The organism is Achromobacter denitrificans NBRC 15125 (assembly GCF_001571365.1).
GTDB classification, from domain to species: Bacteria; Pseudomonadota; Gammaproteobacteria; order Burkholderiales; family Burkholderiaceae_B; genus Achromobacter; species Achromobacter denitrificans.
On record NZ_BCTQ01000061.1, the window covers coordinates 1 to 16988 of the forward strand.

At 67.2% G+C, this 16988-nt stretch carries 12 protein-coding genes; 11 read left to right on the forward strand and 1 reads right to left on the reverse strand.

From position 1 onward, the window contains the following. Positions 1-251: 251 nt before the first annotated feature. The 11 genes from tssB to ADE01S_RS29205 all read left to right on the forward strand — a co-directional run bounded on the left by tssB (position 252) and on the right by ADE01S_RS29205 (position 16452). Complete coding sequence (tssB, locus tag ADE01S_RS29155) at positions 252-767, forward strand: type VI secretion system contractile sheath small subunit (protein WP_062685257.1); 516 nt, start codon at positions 252-254, stop codon at positions 765-767. Beyond that, entirely contained in the window at positions 760-2253 is a 1494-nt protein-coding gene (gene tssC / locus ADE01S_RS29160) for a type VI secretion system contractile sheath large subunit (protein WP_062685258.1), read from the forward strand. Before tssB ends, tssC begins: the two co-directional genes overlap by 8 nt. 45 nt (positions 2254-2298) lie before the next feature. Continuing rightward, on the forward strand, positions 2299-2802 hold the full coding sequence (locus tag ADE01S_RS29165) for an Hcp family type VI secretion system effector (protein ID WP_062685259.1): 504 nt from the start codon (positions 2299-2301) through the stop codon (positions 2800-2802). A gap of 69 nt (positions 2803-2871) precedes the next feature. Next, entirely contained in the window at positions 2872-3357 is a 486-nt protein-coding gene (gene tssE / locus ADE01S_RS29170) for a type VI secretion system baseplate subunit TssE (protein ID WP_062685260.1), read from the forward strand. 51 nt (positions 3358-3408) lie between these two features. Further along, entirely contained in the window at positions 3409-5247 is a 1839-nt protein-coding gene (tssF, locus tag ADE01S_RS29175) for a type VI secretion system baseplate subunit TssF (protein WP_062685261.1), read from the forward strand. Continuing rightward, complete coding sequence (tssG, locus tag ADE01S_RS29180) at positions 5211-6302, forward strand: type VI secretion system baseplate subunit TssG (protein ID WP_062685262.1); 1092 nt, start codon at positions 5211-5213, stop codon at positions 6300-6302. Before tssF ends, tssG begins: the two co-directional genes overlap by 37 nt. Positions 6303-6324: 22 nt before the next feature. Beyond that, positions 6325-9036 carry a type VI secretion system ATPase TssH gene (tssH, locus tag ADE01S_RS29185; protein ID WP_062685263.1) on the forward strand — a complete coding sequence of 904 codons (2712 nt, stop codon included), beginning with the start codon at positions 6325-6327 and terminating at the stop codon, positions 9034-9036. Between the two features lie 14 nt (positions 9037-9050). Further along, a complete protein-coding gene (locus tag ADE01S_RS29190) occupies positions 9051-11750 on the forward strand; it encodes a type VI secretion system Vgr family protein (protein ID WP_062685264.1) in 2700 nt (899 codons plus the stop codon). After that, positions 11747-12694: a DUF4123 domain-containing protein gene (locus tag ADE01S_RS29195; RefSeq protein WP_062685265.1), complete on the forward strand. Its 948-nt coding sequence runs from the start codon at positions 11747-11749 to the stop codon at positions 12692-12694. The genes ADE01S_RS29190 and ADE01S_RS29195 overlap by 4 nt, the downstream gene beginning before the upstream one ends. Continuing rightward, positions 12691-15831, forward strand: coding sequence for a T6SS effector BTH_I2691 family protein (locus ADE01S_RS29200; RefSeq protein ID WP_062685266.1), 3141 nt, complete (start codon positions 12691-12693; stop codon positions 15829-15831). Before ADE01S_RS29195 ends, ADE01S_RS29200 begins: the two co-directional genes overlap by 4 nt. Before the next feature lie 12 nt (positions 15832-15843). After that, positions 15844-16452 (forward strand): hypothetical protein, encoded by a 609-nt coding sequence (locus ADE01S_RS29205; RefSeq protein ID WP_062685267.1) that lies wholly within the window; start codon positions 15844-15846, stop codon positions 16450-16452. 57 nt (positions 16453-16509) lie between these two features. On the opposite strand, the gene ADE01S_RS29210 is transcribed toward ADE01S_RS29205, so the two are convergent. Beyond that, positions 16510-16986, reverse strand: coding sequence for a thioesterase family protein (locus ADE01S_RS29210; protein ID WP_062685268.1), 477 nt, complete (start codon positions 16984-16986; stop codon positions 16510-16512). Positions 16987-16988: the final 2 nt, after the last annotated feature.

Here is a 16988-nt window from a genome sequence, read left to right on the forward strand (position 1 = left end):
TCCGGCTTCCGCTGCCGTGCCCGCGGCCGGCACCTCCGCCCGCGCGCAGCCGGCGGCCTCGCCCTCGGTGTCGCCGGCTGCGTCGCCGGCCGGCGCGTCCTCACCGCAACCCGCAAACCCGACCGCCCAGCAGCCCAACCGCGCGCCGAATCCTTTCGGCGACCTGCTTGCCAAGTGATTCGCACGGGGGCGCGCCACCCCTTGCGGCGCGCCCCTGACCGACAGACAAGACCCTTTGCACGGAGCCTTCCATGGCCAAGAAAGAAAGCGTTCAAAAACGATTGCAGAAAGTCCGTCCGCCGCGCGTTCAGCTCACGTATGACGTAGAGAAGGGCGACGCCATCGAACAGAAGGAGCTTCCCTTCGTGGTCGGCGTGGTGGGCGATTTTTCGGCGCAGTCCGAAACCGAACTGCCGCGCCTGAAGGACCGCAAGTTCGTCAATATCGATGTCGATAATTTCGACGACGTGATGCGCGGGCTGGAGCCGCGCGCGGCATACCGCGTAAAGAACCGCCTCACCGATGAAGGCGGCACGTTCGGCGTCGATATGAAGTTCCGTTCCATCGAAGACTTCCGTCCGGAGGCCGTGGTGCAGCAAGTGGACCCGCTGCGCGAACTGCTGGACATCCGCACCAAGCTGGCCGACCTGCGCAACAAGCTCGCCGGCAACGACAAACTTGAGGACCTGCTGGGCGAAGTGCTGACCAGCACGGAAAAGCTGCAACAGCTGACCAGCGAGACCGACAAGGGAGGCCGCAATGAGTAATTCCGCCGCCGCGCAAAACACCGCCGCCGCCGCCGCCGAGTCGCAGGGCGGCCTGCTGGACCAGATCGTCGAGCAAAGCCGCGTCGCCAAGTCCACCGCCGAACACGACCGCGCCAAGGACATCATTGGCGAGCTGGTGCGCGAAGTCATGAAGGGCACCGTGGTGGTGTCCGACAACCTGTCGGCCATGCTGGATGCGCGCGTCGCCGAGCTGGACCGCCTGATCTCGGCCCAGCTCAGCGAAGTGATGCACGCGCCCGAGTTCCAGAACCTCGAAAGCACCTGGCGCGGCCTGCACTACCTGTGCCAGGAGACGGACACCAGCCCCATGCTGAAGATCAAGGTGCTGAACGCCACCAAGCGCGACCTGGTTCGCGACTTCCAGACCGCGATCGACTTTGATCAGAGCTTGATGTTCAAGAAGGTGTACGAAGAGGAATTCGGCACCTTCGGCGGCGCCCCGTTCGGCGCGCTGCTGGGCAACTTCGAGATTACGCGCCAGCCCGAGGACATGTACTTCATCGAGCAGATGTCGCACGTGGCCGCCGCTTCGCACGCGCCGTTCATCGCCTCGGCCTCGCCGGAGCTGCTGGGCCTGGACAGCTTTGCCGACCTGGGCCGCCCGCGCGATCTGGCCAAGGTGTTCGACACCGTGGAATACACCAAGTGGCGCAGCTTCCGCGATTCGGAAGATTCGCGCTACGTCGGCCTGACGATGCCGCGCTTCCTGGGCCGTCTGCCGTACGATCCGGTGGAGGGCACGACGGTTGAAGGCTTCAATTTCGTCGAGGACGTGGACGGCACCGACCATTCCAAGTACCTCTGGTGCAACGCCGCGTGGGCCTTCGGCGCGCGCCTGACGGCGGCATTCGCCGACTTCGGCTGGTGCGCGGCGATCCGTGGCGTGGAAGGCGGCGGGCTGGTCGAGAACCTGCCCACGCATACTTTCAAGACGGACGACGGCGAAATCGCGCTCAAGTGCCCGACCGAAATCGCCATCACCGACCGCCGCGAAAAAGAGCTGAGCGACCAGGGCTTGATCCCGCTCGTGCATTGCAAGAACTCGGATTACGCGGCTTTCTTCGGCGCCCAGTCGGTGCAGAAGGCCAAGAAGTACAACACGGACAGCGCCAACGCCAACGCGGTGTTGTCCGCGCAGTTGCAATACATTTTTTCGGTATCGCGGGTGGCGCACTACCTGAAGGCGATGATGCGCGACAAGATCGGCAGCTTCGCGTCGGCGCAGTCCGTAGAGAGTTTCCTGAATCGCTGGGTGTCGCAGTACGTGCTGCTCGACGACAACGCGACGCAGGAACAAAAGGCGCAGTTCCCGCTGCGCGAAGCTTCGGTGCAAGTGGCCGAGGTGCCCGGTCGTCCTGGCGTTTTCCGCGCCGTGGCGTTCTTGCGGCCGCATTTCCAGCTTGACGAACTCTCGATCTCCTTGCGCCTGGTTGCCGAATTGCCGGCCCAGGCCCAGAAATCCTGAGCGTCATTGCACTGAAAACTCATCCATTAAAAGAGGTTATCAACAATGAAGGACATCTACGTCAAGTTCGGCAATCCGGCGCTCAAGGGCGAGTCGCAAGACAAGGATCATCCGGATTGGATCGAAGTCAGCTCGTGGCGCCACGAGATCATCCAGCCGCGTTCGGCCACCGCCTCGACCTCGGGCGGCCATACCGCCGAGCGCACCGAACATGGGGAAATGATCTTCACCAAGGATCTGGATGTCGTCAGCCCGCTGTTGTACCAGCACGCGTCGGGCGGCACCACCTTCGACGAAGTCACCATCGACTTCCTGCGCGCCGACGGCGAGGGCAACCGCGTCAAGTACCTTGAGATCAAGCTGAAGTACGTGATCATCGCCCGCGTGGCGCCCGAGGTGGTCGCCGAAGGCCTGCCGCACGAGTCCTTCTCGCTGAAGTATGCCGCCGTGCAGTGGAAGTACACGCAGCAGAAGGTGGGCGGCAATCAGGGCGGCAACGCCCAGGGCGCCTGGAGCCTGACCAAGAACGACAAGACCTACTCGGTCTGATCGCGGCAGGGCAATCCGGAAGACCGCGGCCCGAGCCGGGTCGCTGTCTTTTTTTTGTTTGAGGCCCCGATGAAAGGATTCGAACCGAGTCTCTTCGACAAACTGTTCGAGGCAGAGGGCCAATCGCCCTATGCGTTGCGGCGCTTGTCGATCGAGGAAATGAAAGAGACGGTGGCGCGCGACATCGAGGCCTTGCTGAACACCCGAATGGTGTTCACCGAGGAAGATCTCCGGCGCTACCCGAACTGCCAGCGCTCGCTGCTGACCTACGGGCTGTCGGACTTCTCCGGGCTGAGCCTGGCGAGCCACTACGACCGTGAGTTCATCTGCCGGTCGCTCGAACAGGCGATTGCGCGGCACGAGCCTCGGCTGACGCACGTGCGGGTCATGTTGCAAGTCGACGGCCGGGCGACTTCGGTGCTGTATTTCGCGATCACGGCCATGCTGGACGTGGGGCCCGCCCATGAGCCCGTGACGTTCGACGCGACCTTGCAGCCCTCGACCCTGCAGTACTCGGTGACCAAGGGCTGGGCCAAGAGCCCGGCCACGGTCTGACGCATCAATCCGTGGTGCAGGTGCACTGGCGCGCCGGACAGGAAAACATCAATGGAAGAATTGCTGCCCTACTACGAGCGCGAACTAGGCTTCTTGCGCACCTCGTCGCGCGACTTCGCCGAGCGCTATCCGAAGATCGCCGCGCGGTTGGGGCTATCGGGCGAGACCTGCGAAGATCCGCATGTCGAACGCATGATCGAGTCGTTCGCGTTGCTGAGCGCCCGCATCAACAAGAAGCTGGACGACGACTACCCTGAATTCACCGAAGCGCTGTTCGAGGTGATGTACCCGCATTACCTGCGGCCGTTTCCCTCTTGCAGCGTGGCGCAGTTCGACCTCGGCGGCGCGGGCGCCCAGCTGACCGCGCCCGTGCGGATCGGCCGTGGCGTCGAGTTGAAATCCCATCCGGTGCGCGGCGTGTCGTGCCGCTTCCGCACGGCCTACGAGGTCACGCTGGCGCCCATCGAAGTGCAACGGGCGGGGTTCGTGTCCAGCGCCAATGCGCCGGCCACGGCCAAGCTGCCCGCGGGCGTCACCGGCCGCTTTTCCGTCACGCTGGGGTGCCAGGGCGAGAGCCAGCACTTCGGGACGCTGGGCATCGATCGGCTGCGCGTCTATCTGCATGGCGAACCGTCATTCGTGGCGGCGCTGCGCGACGCCTTGTTCCTGCGCGCGGCCGCGGCCTATGTGGAGTTGCAACCGGGGCGCTGGGATCGCCTGCCCGCGATCCCGCTGGCGCAGGTCGGACTGGCCGAGGAAGACGCGCTGATCGACTTTCCCGCCAGTTCGCATCCGGCTTATCGACTGCTGGCCGAGTATTTCGTCTTTTCCGAGAAATTCAATTTCGTCGACATCGACCTGGCCGCGCTGCGCCCCTATCTGGGCGCCGCGCGGCAGTTCACGCTGCACCTGCCGGTGGGCGGGCTGCGCGCCGATTCGAATACGGCGCGGCTGCTGGAGTCGACGTCGGCGGACAACCTGCGGCTGGGCTGCACGCCGGTGGTGAACCTGTTCAACCAGCGCGCCGACCCCATCCGCGTGACGCACGCGGCCGCGTCGTATCCAGTGGTGGCCGACGCGCGGCGCGCATATGGATACGAGGTCTACTCCATCGACCGGGTGCGCCAGGTGCGGCAGAACGCCCAGGGCGATGCCGTGGTGGACTTCCGGCCGTTCTATTCGTTGCATCACGGCGAGTCGCCGGAGTCCGCCGGCCACTACTGGACGATGCGGCGCGACGCCTCGATCGCGCAGCGCAGCCCCGGGTACGAGACCGAGATCTCTATCGTCGATATCGATTTCGATCCGTCGGTGCCGCAAACCGAGACCCTGAGCCTGGACCTGACCTGCACCAATCGCGACCTGCCGGCGCAGATCGCGGTGGGCCAGGCGAGCGGCGACCTGTTCCTGGAAGGCGGCACCGTTGCGCGCGCCATCCGGATGCTGCGCCGGCCTACGCATTCGCACCGCTTCCAGCAGGGGCGGGCGGCGCACTGGCGCTTGATTTCGCATCTGGCGCTGAACCATCTGTCGCTGGTGCAAAGCGGCCTGCCCGCCTTGAAGGAAACGCTGCGCCTGTACGACCTGTCGGCATCGGCGGTGGCGGCGCGCCAGATCGAAGGGCTGGTCGGCCTGGACTACAAGCCGGCCACGCACTGGATGCCCGGCGAACCCTTCGCCACGTTCGTGCGCGGCATCGAGATCCGCTTGACCGTCAACGAAGATCACTTCGTGGGCACGAGCCTGCATACCTTCGTGGCCGTCATCAACCGGTTCTTCGGACTGTACGTGCACGCCAACAGCTTCGTGCAGTTGGTCGTATTTTCGCGCCGAGGCGCGGAGGAATTACTACGATGCCCCCCATGCAACGGCGACGCCATACTAGCGTGATGGACGCGCTGCTGGCAGAGCCGCAGCGCTTCAAATTCTTTCAAGCGGTGCGCCTGCTGGAGCAGAGCTTCGCGCGGCAGGAGCGCGGCGCGACGCGCCATACCGTGCCCGTGCACCTGCGCTTTCCCAACGCGCCCGGGCTGGGCTTTCCGCCCAGCGAGATCGTCGACGCCGTGGCGTACGACAAGAACGGCGAGGTGCTGGCCGACGAAGCGGCGCGCCGGGCCGCCGTGGCCGAAGGGCGGCTGGGCCGGGTGGACGTGACGCCGGCGTTCTTCGGCCTGCTGGGCGGCCAGGGCGCGTTGCCGCTGCATTACTCCGAGATGCTGGCGAACCGGGAAAGCCTGCGGCGCGATCGGGGCGCGCGCGCCTTTTTCGACATTTTCTCGAACCGGGCGGCCGCGCTGTTCTACGCGGCGTGGAAGAAGTACCGCATGCCGCTGCGGCACGAAACCGAGCAGGACCATCATTACCTGCCGCTGTTGCTGGCCTTGGGCGGCATCGGCCACCCGGCGCTGCGCGACCGGCTGCACAACGGCGCGGGCCGGGTGTTCGACGAGTCCGTGGCCCATTACGCCGCGGCCGCGCGCCAGCGGCCCGTGTCGGCGCCGTTCCTGCAGCGCGTGTTGCAGGACTACTTTGGGGTGCCGCTGCGGGTGGAGCAGTTCGTGGGCCGTTGGTACGACGTGCCGCCGCAGAATCGAACGCAGCTGGGAAGGCCCGGCGCGGTGCTGGGCGTGTCCGCGTTGGCGGGCGACCGAATCTGGCAGCGCGACCTGCGCATCCGGTTGTGGATCGGCCCCTTGTCGCGCCAGGCCTACACCGATTTCCTGCCGGGCGGCGAGCGCGCGCAGGCGCTGGAAAAGCTGTTGACGATGTTCGGTGGCATGACCTTCGAATACGAGGTGCGGCTGGTGCTCGCGCGCGAAAGCGTCACGCCCAGCCGGCTGGGCGAAGGCGGCGAATTGCGCCTGGGCTGGAATTCGTTCCTGTGCACCGGGCCGGCGAGCGCGGACCGCGACGACGCCAGCTACGAATTGCACACCATTCATTGACCCCATAACAATATAGAGAATCATGGCGACACCGCTGAAGACCTTGATCGGGAAGTTGAACCAGACCTGCCGTCAGGCGGCCGAGCGCGCAGCCAGCCTGTGCATGGCGCAGGGCCATTACGAAGTGGATCTGGAACATCTGTTCCTGGCGCTCCTGGAAAAGCCGGCCAGCGATGTGAGCATCATTGCGCGGCGTTGCCACATCCATACCGATGCGCTGGAAACCGACTTGAAGGCCGAGATCGGCCGGTTCAGGAACGGCAATACGCGCACGCCCGTGTTTTCGGCGCATCTGCCCAAGCTTTTCGAGCACGCCTGGCTGATCGCGTCGCTGGATACGCAAACCACCCGCATCCGCTCCGGTCATCTGTTGCTGGCGCTGTTGACGGAGCCTGACCTGGCGCAGCTGGCGCGGCGGGGCTCGCCGCTGTTCGAGTCGTTCCGGCTGGATGAGCTCAAGCATGATTTCGCCGCCCTGACGCAGGGCTCCGAAGAGGCGGGGCAGGCGGTGGGCTTTGACGATGGCGCGGCGGCGCAGGGCGAGGGCGGGCAGCCGGCGCCGGCGCTGTCGCAGACTCCCGCGCTGGACCAATACACCACCAACCTTACCGAGCGCGCGCGCGAAGGCAAGATCGACCCGGTGATCGGCCGGGACGCAGAGATCCGCCAGATGATCGACATCCTGACGCGGCGGCGGCAGAACAATCCCATCCTGACCGGCGAGGCCGGCGTGGGCAAGACCGCCGTGGTGGAGGGGTTGGCGCTGCGGATCGTGGCGGACGACGTGCCGCCGGCCTTGGCCGGCGTGACGCTGCGGGTGCTGGACATGGGCCTGCTGCAAGCGGGCGCCAGCGTCAAGGGCGAGTTCGAGAACCGACTGAAGAACGTGATCGACGAGGTCAAGAAGAGCCCGTCGCCCATCATCCTGTTCATCGACGAGGCGCACACGATGATCGGCGCCGGCGGGCAGGCGGGCCAGAACGATGCCGCCAACCTGCTGAAGCCCGCCCTGGCGCGCGGCGAGCTGCGCACCATCGCGGCCACGACCTGGAGCGAATACAAGAAGTACTTCGAGAAGGACGCCGCGCTGGCCCGCCGGTTCCAGGTCGTCAAGGTCGAGGAGCCGGACGAAGCGCTCGCGGCGTCGATGCTGCGGGGCATGGCGCCGTTGATGGAGCGCCATTTCGGCGTGCGCATCCTGGACGAGGCGATTGTCGCGGCGGCGCGGCTGTCGCATCGCTATATCACCGGCCGCCAGCTTCCCGACAAGGCCGTCAGTGTGCTGGACACGGCCTGCGCGCGCGTGGCCCTGGGCCGCAGCGCCACGCCGGCGTTGATCGATGATGCGCGGCATCGCCTGACGCGGCTGCGCACCGAGCAGGAGGCGCTAAGGCGCGAAGCCGCCGCCGGCGCGCCGCAGGCGCGCCTGGCGGAGCTGGGAGCGGAGATCGCGAAGGTGGAAGCGGCGCTGGCCGACGCGCAAGTCCGGCACGCGGCCGAGACCGATCTGGTTGAAAGGATTCACGCCCTGCGCGCCGAACTGGAAGCCGCGGGCCAGGATGCGCAGGGCCAGGATGCGGCCGGCGCGCAGGCCCCCGCGCGCGCGGCAAGCCGGCGCAAGGCGGCGCCCGCGCCGCTGACGCCCGAGCAGCAGCGCCTGGCCGGCCTGGTGGACGAACTGCGCGCCCTGCAGGGCGAGCAGCCGTTGGTGCCCGCGTGCGTGGATGCGCAGGTCGTGGCCGAGATCATTGCGGCATGGACCGGCATTCCGCTGGGCCGCATGGTGAACGACGAGATCCGCACCGTGTTGCAGCTGCAGCCCCTGCTGGCCGAGCGCGTCATCGGCCAGGACCACGCGCTGCACGCCATCGCGCAGCGCGTGCGCACGGCCCGGGCCGGCCTGGAAGATCCGGACAAACCCAAGGGCGTGTTCCTGTTCGTGGGGCCGTCGGGCGTGGGCAAGACCGAGACGGCGCTGGCGCTGGCCGACATCCTCTACGGCGGCGAGCGCAAGCTGGTCACGATCAACATGAGCGAATACCAGGAGGCCCACAGCATTTCCGGCCTGAAGGGCTCGCCGCCCGGCTACGTGGGCTATGGCGAGGGCGGGGTGCTGACCGAGGCGGTGCGCCGCCAGCCCTACAGCGTGGTGCTGCTGGATGAAATCGAGAAGGCCCATCCCGACGTGCTGGAGCTGTTCTTCCAGGTGTTCGACAAGGGCGTGATGGATGACGCGGAAGGGCGCGAGATCGACTTCCGCAACACGCTGATCATCCTGACGTCCAACGTCGGGTCCAGCGCCATCATGCAGGCCTGCCTGAACAAGCCGGCCGACGAGCGCCCCTCGCCCGAGCAGTTGTCGGAACTGCTTGCGCCGCAGCTGTACAAGGCGTTCAAGCCCGCGTTCCTGGGGCGCATGAAGACCGTTCCCTACTTCCCGGTGGACGACGACGCGCTGGCGCACATCATCGGCCTCAAGCTCGGGCGCATCGCCCGCCGCGTCCAGGCCACCCACCGCGCGGCGTTCGAATGGGACGAGGCGCTGGTGGAAGCCGTGCTGGCGCGCTGCACCGAGGTGGATACGGGCGCGCGCAACGTGGACCACATTCTGAATGGAACGCTGTTGCCGGAGATTGCCGAGCAGGTGCTCGGCAAAATGGCGCAGGGTGAGGGCATCGCCAGGATCCGCGTGAGCGCGGACAAGAATGGCGAGTTCCGGTTCCGGATGAGCTGACAGGAGGCGCCGAGATGGCTCTTGAACTCGCCGCCGCCAGCCTGTTGGGCGCGGGCTTTACGCAGGCCGACCGCCTGCTGGACCTGATGACGCCGCTGGGGCAGGACAAATTGCTGGCGGAGCGGCTGCAAGGCAAGGAGCAGCTGAGCGACGGCGGCTTCGTCCTGCACGTGGATGCGCTCTCGGACGATGCGCACATTCCGCTGAAGTCGCTGATCGGCCAGGCCGCGCAGGTCAAATTGCAAACGGCCCTGGGGCGCGACGAGCACCGCGTCTGGTGCGGCCTGGTGACCGAGGCGCGGTTCGAGGGCGCCAACGGCGGCCTTGCCCGCTACCGCCTGCGCATCGAACCTTGGCTGGCGCTGCTGCGCCAGCGGCGCGACAGCTACGCGTTCCAGGACATGTCGGTGATCGACATCGTCGACAGCGTGTTCGGCGACTATCAGGGCCAAGGCGCGCTGGCGCCTCAATGGCGCTGGAAAGTGAAGGATCGCGACGCCTACGCCAAACGCAGCCTGACGATCCAGTACCGCGAAACCGATTTCGCCTTCGTGGAGCGTTTGCTGGCCGAGGAAGGGCTCTATTATTGGGTCGAGCATGAAGGCGGCGACGGCGAGCCCGGCTCCCACACGATCGTCGTGGCGGACCACAACGGCGCATTCGAGGCGGGCCCGCAGGAAAGCATCCCGTTCCAGCGCGCCGATGCCACCGAGGAGCAGGACTCCATCCAGGGCTGGCGTCAGAGCCGCGCATGGCGAACCAATGCGGTGCGCCTGGCCACCTGGGACTATCGCGCCATGCAGACGCGCAAGGCCAGCGCCCAGGCCGATGACAAGTTCGCCAACGCGATGGAACTGGCCGACTCGGACTACCCCGGCCAGTACCTGTTCGAGGACGGCGCGCAAGGCGAGCGGCTGGCGCACAACGCGCTGGCGGCGCAACGCGTGCGCCAGTCCCTGTACGAGGGCGAAGGCACCGCGCGCACGTTGGCGCCGGGGCAGCGCTTTACCCTGACGGGCCACTGGGGCCCGTCGCAAGGCGCGGGCGCCGACTTCGTGGTGATCGGCATAGGCCACGAGGCGCGCAACAATTTCGACGAAAGCCTGGGGCAGGCCGTCGCGCAAGCCCTGGGCGCGGCGGGCGAACGAGCGGACGACGAGGCGGAGTTCTACCGCAACCGCTTCGAGGCGATTGCCGCCACGCTGGAATACCGGCCCACCACGCGGGACGGCCACGGCGCGCGGCTGCATCCGCGCCCTACCGTGCATGGCGCGCAGACCGCGCTGGTGGTGGGCGCCGGGGACCCGGTCCACACCGATCGCGACCACCGCATCAAGATCCAGTTTCATTGGCAGCGCGGCAGCGCGTCGAGCAACCGCCAGGACCACCCCGCTGGCGACGACAATGCGCCGGCCAGCGAGACCCTGGGAACCTGGGTGCGCGTGGCCGAGCCCGTGGCCGGATCGGACTGGGGCGGGCATTTCGTGCCGCGCCTGGGGCAGGAGGTGCTGGTGCAGTTCCTGCATGGCGATATCGACCGGCCTGTCGTGGTGGGCGCGCTGTACAACGGCGCGGGCGCCGAAAACGCCGCCAACAACCAGGTGCAGGGCGGGGCGGCCAAGGCCACCGGCAACGCGCCCGCCTGGTTCGCGGGCAGCGTAGCGGGGCACGCGCACAACGTAGTGATGTCGGGCTTCAAGACCCAGGCGCTGGCTGCGAGCGGGCAGGGCATGGGCGGCTATAACCAGCTGGTGCAGGACGACTCGCCGGGCCAGTCGCGGCTGACGGCATCGACCACGCAGGCCGAGGCGCGCCTGAATCTCGGGCATTTGAAGCAGCAGCGCGACAACGAGCGGCTGTCGGACCTGGGCCATGGCGCCGAGCTCGCGACCAGCGAAGCCCTGGCGTTGCGGGCGGGCGAAGGCCTGCTGATCAGCGCCGACAAGCGCGAGGACGCGGCGGGCGCTTTCCTGGACAGCGAGGAATCCATCAAGCAGATGGAAAAGGCCATCGAGCAGGCCAGTGAACTGTCCGCCACCGCCGGCCGCCAGGAAGCCCGGTTGCCGGGCGATGAGGACAAGCCGCGCGCGTTGAACGAGCTGGATGCGGTGCGCGAGATCATTGAAGGAACCAAGGCCGAGGCGGAGGCCCGCGTGCCGGCCTACACCATGCCGCACATCCAGGTAAGCGCGCCCAAGGGGATCGGCCAGTACACGCCGCGCAACGCATACACGGTGGCCGGCGCCACGCTGTGCCAGGTCGCTCCCGACGTGAACTGGGCGGCGGGCGCGAACCTGTCGATGTGCGTGGCGCAAGGCGTCGTGCTGTTCACCAAGGGCCTGGGCGGCAACGGCCGGGCGGTGGACGCGCAAGGCATCCGCCTGCATGCGGCCGGGGGGAAACTGCGGCTGCAAAGCCAGAAGGCGCGCATGCGGCTGGCAGCCGAGAAAGCGGTGACGCTGGCGTCGGCGCAGGGCGCGGTGGACGTGAATGCGTCCAAGAAAGTGCTGGCGACGGCCGCGGGCGCGTATATGCGTATCGAGGGCGGCGGCATCCAGCTGCATGCGCCGGGCAAAGTGGAACTGAAGGCGGGCGTGCACAACTGGGCGGGGCCGCAAAGCGGCGCAGGGCCCGCGCAGCCGCCGCAAGGCGAACTGGAAGGTTGCGCCGCGGCGCTCGAAGACGCGGCCGGCAGCGGCGCGTTGGCGGCATGACGATGGACGTGACGCCTCGCCACCCTGATTACTGGACGGCCAGCGCCGAAGCCGGCGTCGAGCGAGCCATCGCGGGCCTGCGGGCGGTGTTGGACGGCCGCGCCAGCCGGCGCGTGCTCCTGCTGTGCGATTCGACGCTGGCGGACCCGCTGGCGAAAGAAATCGCGTCGGCCGGCCTGGCGCGACGCGAAGTCGACCTGATTTCTCAGGGCGCGACCGCGCCGCCCTTGTATCTGGCCGAAGTGCCGGATGAAGCGCGGCACGAGCGTCTGGTCAACGCCAGTCTCCGGCTGGCGGTGGACGAAGCCGTGCGCCCGGCGCCGGCCGCGCGGCGGGCGCGCTCGATGTCGGCGTGGCTGGCTACGGATCTGCCGCTGGCGGAAGTCGCGCAGCGCCTGGTCCAGCGCGCGCGTCTGCGCGACGCGCAGGGGCGCGTGCGCATCCTGCGGTTCTGGGACCCGCGCACCACGCAGTTCCAAAGCGAGCTTTACGCGGGCACGGCGCCGGCATCGTGGATCCCGGGCGCGACATGGATGAGCCTGGACGGGTTCGGGCAGTGGCAGACGCTGCCGGATGTGCGCGGCCCGATGCAGACCGTCACGCCGGATTGGCCGCGCCTGGCGCGGCTGGGCCGCGTCAATGCCGTGCTGCAACGTCTGAACGCGGACGGCCTGCGCTATGGCGCGTCGGCGCTGGAGGCGGTGCGGCGCGCGCTGGACGCCGGCGCCGCCTGCGGGATCGACAATGACGAGGACCTGGCGCTGTTCGCCGCCTGGCGGGTGCGCCTGGCTGCGCCGCTGGAACGCGCGCCCTCGTTCGCGGCGCTGTTGCGCGAAGTGCGCGAGGAAGGCGGCCGCCTTTATCGCGCCGCGGAAGACATGGACGACGAGGATTGGCAGGTGTTTGCGCAGGAAGCGCAGGCACGGGAGGATCTGCAAGCATGACGACTGACTACGACGCGTTGCCCTGCAAGGGAAAGTTCTGCGGCCGGCCCGGGCTGCCTATTCTGCCCATGCGGATCGCGTATGTGCCGGGCGGCAAGAACGACCTGCCCGACGGCGTGTACATGGACCCGGAGCTGTATTACGAGACCATGCGCCAGGGCGCCTACATGCTGCGCGCGATCACGGCGGGGTACGTGTATATCTGGGACCCTCGGCGCAGCTACGGCTGGCGCGCGTTCGCGGCCACGGCAACGGGCCAGATGAAGGAGGTGCAGGTCGACGACGACAATCGCCCGACCGATCAACCGACCTTCACCTGCACGCGAGAAGGGCACGGCCTGGAATCCACGCTGATCAACGTCGAAGCGCCCGCCAACGCATCGCGCACGGTGTGGGTCGGTTATTCCCGCGTCTGGTGGACGCGGGACGTCCGCCGCGACCTGGCGCGAGACGAGCGCTGGCGCAAGAAGATCATGGTGGAACTGGACGCCAAGGCGGTGTGGGGCGGCGGCCATCCCAAGCCCGAGACCGGCTATCGCGTGGCGGAAGACGGCGCCAACCTGGCCCGGCACTCGATCGAATTCCGCGATGCGGCGGGCGCCGCCACGCTGTTCGGCAATACCCTGACGCCGGCCGTGAGCGTGTTTGGCGGGCAGGGCGCGGCCGTGGCGGCCAAGATGCGGCAGATGACGCCCAAGGGGGGCATCGTGCTGGCGCTGCGCGATCCCGTCGGCGTGCTGGCGGATGTGTCGACCTGGCGCAATAAATGCATGGGCGAGCTGGCCGAACACCATCTGGATCCGACGCGACTGCGCGAAGTCGGCGTGGCGCAGATCGTCGATGGCCTGCAAAAGCAGATGGGGAATACCGGCGACGAGATCAAGCGCTTGCGCGAACGCATCGACACGGGCAAGGTCGCCAAGACCCTCAGCGACAACAAGGCCGCCATCGATCGCATGCGAGAAAAGATCGAGGGGGCGGGCAAGGACTGGGCGTGGTGGTATGGCCGCGAGGCGTTCTGGCTGGCGCTCCAGGCCTACTCGTCGAAGGACGCGGCCGCCGGCGAACGGCTGGAAGAAGACATGGCGTTGTGCGTGGATGGCGCGGGCGCGATCGAAAGCGAACACAGGGTCATCGACGATTCGTTGAAGGACGAAGACGGGTCCAGCACCTATGCGGCGATTTGGCGCGCGCTGGCGGCGAACGATGGCGAGCTGCTGAAGTTTCTGGACCGCGAAGCCAAGGGCAAGGTCATCTCCAAGCAGATCTCCAGCGTCCGCCGGATGATCAAGAGCTACAACGATTGGATCAAGGCGCGGGCGGCCAAGGGGCAACTGCCGCCGATGCGGGTGGCGGGCGCGGCGATCGGACGCTTCATGGCGACGCAATTGCTGCGGCTGACCTTGGCGGGCGATCCGATCGCCGAGCGCGTTGCGGCGCGCGTCACCTTGACGATGTCGGCGCGCATGAACATCGTGATGGCGGTGCGCACGCACACCACCACCGTGCCCCGAATGATCGCGGACATGCACCAGATCGTCTGGGAGCCGAACACGACGTCGGTGACGGTGGGCGGGGGAGGCGGCATCTATGCAAGCAAGCATATGCAGTCGGGCTGGATGGGCACCCAGGCGGAGCGTTCCACGCCGGTCACGCTCAACTACATCATTCCCGAGGAGGTCGATGCGCAATTGAACGCCGCGGCCACGGCCCCGCGGCCCGGCGCGGGCGCGGGGACATCGCCGCAGCTGTCGCTGCCGGCGCCCGCGCCGGTGCTGGCCCTGCCCGCGCCCACCATGTCGCCGCTGGCGGGACTGGTCAAGTGGGCGAAGAGCAAGGACGGCGCCAACGCGGGCGCGACGGGCGTCATGACGCTGGTGGCGCTTTACGCTTCGGTATCGGATCTGCGCAAGGCGGAAGTCATCCATGACGCCAAGGCGGCGCGCAAGGCCTGGTTCGGCATCACGTCGGGGGTGCTGGGCGTGGGCAGCGTGGCGATCGAAGTGACGGCGGGCGCGATAGGCGCGCGCGTGGGCACGAACACGGCGTTCACGATGAACCTGAAGTTGAACATGCGCTTGACGGCCGTGCGGACGGCCGGCGCGGTGTTTGCGGCGGCGGCCACGTTTGTCGACGGGGCCAACAACGCGCTGAGCGCCATCGACCAATACGACGTGAAGAACTACGAGGCGGGCGGCGCCTATGCGACCTCGTCCCTGTTCCTGCTGCTGTCCGGGCTCACCGGCGTCGCCACGGCGCTGATTTCGCTGGGCGGGGCCTTCAGCGCGGCCGGCGTGCTGGCGGGAGCGGGGGGCTTCGGCAGCGCCATGGTCGGCTTGACCAGCGGCGGCACCGTGCTCCTGGGTATTCCGGTGTGGGGCTGGATCGCGCTGGGCCTATGCCTGCTGGCCGCCGGGCTGTACTTCAAGTTCTGGGGCGACAGCGCCAAGGACAGCGAGCTGGAGATCTGGTTTACCCGCTGCTGCATGCGCTCCGGGCAATTCGCGGACGTGGAAGACCGCACGCTCTATGAAACGCGAGACGAGGAGCTGGAGGCGTTCAACTGGGCCGTGTTCGGCGTGCGCGTGACGCTGGATTGGAAGGGGCTCTGGAAGGGCGAGATCTTCGGCCGCGATCGTCTGGTGCTGGAAGTGGTGATGCCGGGCTATTCCGAGCACAGCGATTATGCGTATAACCTCAAGTTGGTGGGGAAGGGCGTCAGCGCCATCGTGGCGAGCAAGGGGTCCGCGCGTTCGGAAGACCCGGACCTGCAGCCGCGCGGTCCGTCGAACGCGCAGGTCGTGCAGGGCCGGCCGCAGGAGGAAACCTGGGCCGACCGCGTGGACCAATACGTCGACAATATGGCCTCTCGGCCCGGTTGGGCGGATGCCTGGCGCTGGATACGCAAGGATCGCAGCCAGCCCATCGAGTTCACGGCCAAGCCTTGGGACGACTCGATGACGTTCAACGTGAGCAACGGCTGCGCGATCCTCCGCACGGAAGTGCTGGTCGACGACGATATCTTCCAGGAAGCGATCATCAAGGTCGAATATTGGCCCGACCCCGACCGCATGCCGGACATCCGCTCGCTGCCGATGGGCGCCAATGGTTCAAATCTTGTAAAAGCGAATAATTGACAAGGCTCAAGCATGACTAGCAACGAAGGGATCCAGGCGTCGGTCTATACCCGATGGCACCAATTGTCGGTGCCGTTGGCCTTCGCCTTGGCGGTGGGCAGTTTCATGCTGGTGGTGTTCAACCGCGGGCCGATCGGGCTGGCGGCCGTGCTGGCGGTGCTGGGGTTGCTCGTGCCGCCGCTGGTGGCGTTCAAGGGCTTTCCCACGCGCAATGTCGTCAAGGTGACGCCGGAGGGGCTGGAGTTTTCGCGCCGCCGTCCCGTCGCCTTCGCGGAGTTGTCCAGCTGGGGCACGGACGACTATCTCAAGCTGGTCCGCCCCGGCCTGCCGACGTTGCTGGTCAGCGCGGCGGACCTGCCCAGGCGTGAACGTCTGTTGCGCGAGTTCGAGCAGGCATTGGCAGCCTGGCAAAAGCGCCAGCCCGCCGGTACGCAGGCGGCGCGCCGCACGCATTTCTATGGGTCCACGGGGGGGCGCCTGGTCGGCTTGTCGATCACGGCCCTGGGGGCGGTTTCGGCGATCATGGCGCTGAACTTGCGCGAGCCGTCCATCTCGCTGGCCGTCGTCGGCGGGCTGGGGGCGCTGTTCGGGTTGGCGATGCTGTTCGGCCGGCGCGGTTGAATCCGACCTGGGTGGGGGCGGCGGCCAGCTCGACTTCCCCCGAAGCCCCGCATGATCTCAATGGACTCTGCTCAACGGCAATACCCGCTTGTAGCCCGCGGGTAGAGGCGCCTCGGCATGTTCGGCAACGACGGCAGCCAATCGTTGGGCCAACGCCGGATCGAAGGGGCGTGACCGCCTGATCTCCAGGTCGACGTGCAAGGAGAGTTGCTCCATGGTGGCGGCGAGATAGTTGTTCCGGGTTTGCCAAAGCTCCATCAGCGTCAACACCCGTTTGTCGTCGGAATCCAGCAGGCGAATCCGCAGCTCCAGCGGGTCGCCCGCCAGCACTTCGCGGAGGTAGGCGACGTGGATGTTCATCGTGTAGATGCCGCAGCGGGTCGATTCCGTGTAGTCGATCCCCAAGCCGACCTGTCGAAGCAACTCGAAGCCGAACTTGTCGAATACGCCGACGTATTGCGCGGCGTTCATGTGGCCATACTCGTCGATCCATTGCGGGTCGACGTTCAACGTGATGCTTGGCAGTGTAGTCATAA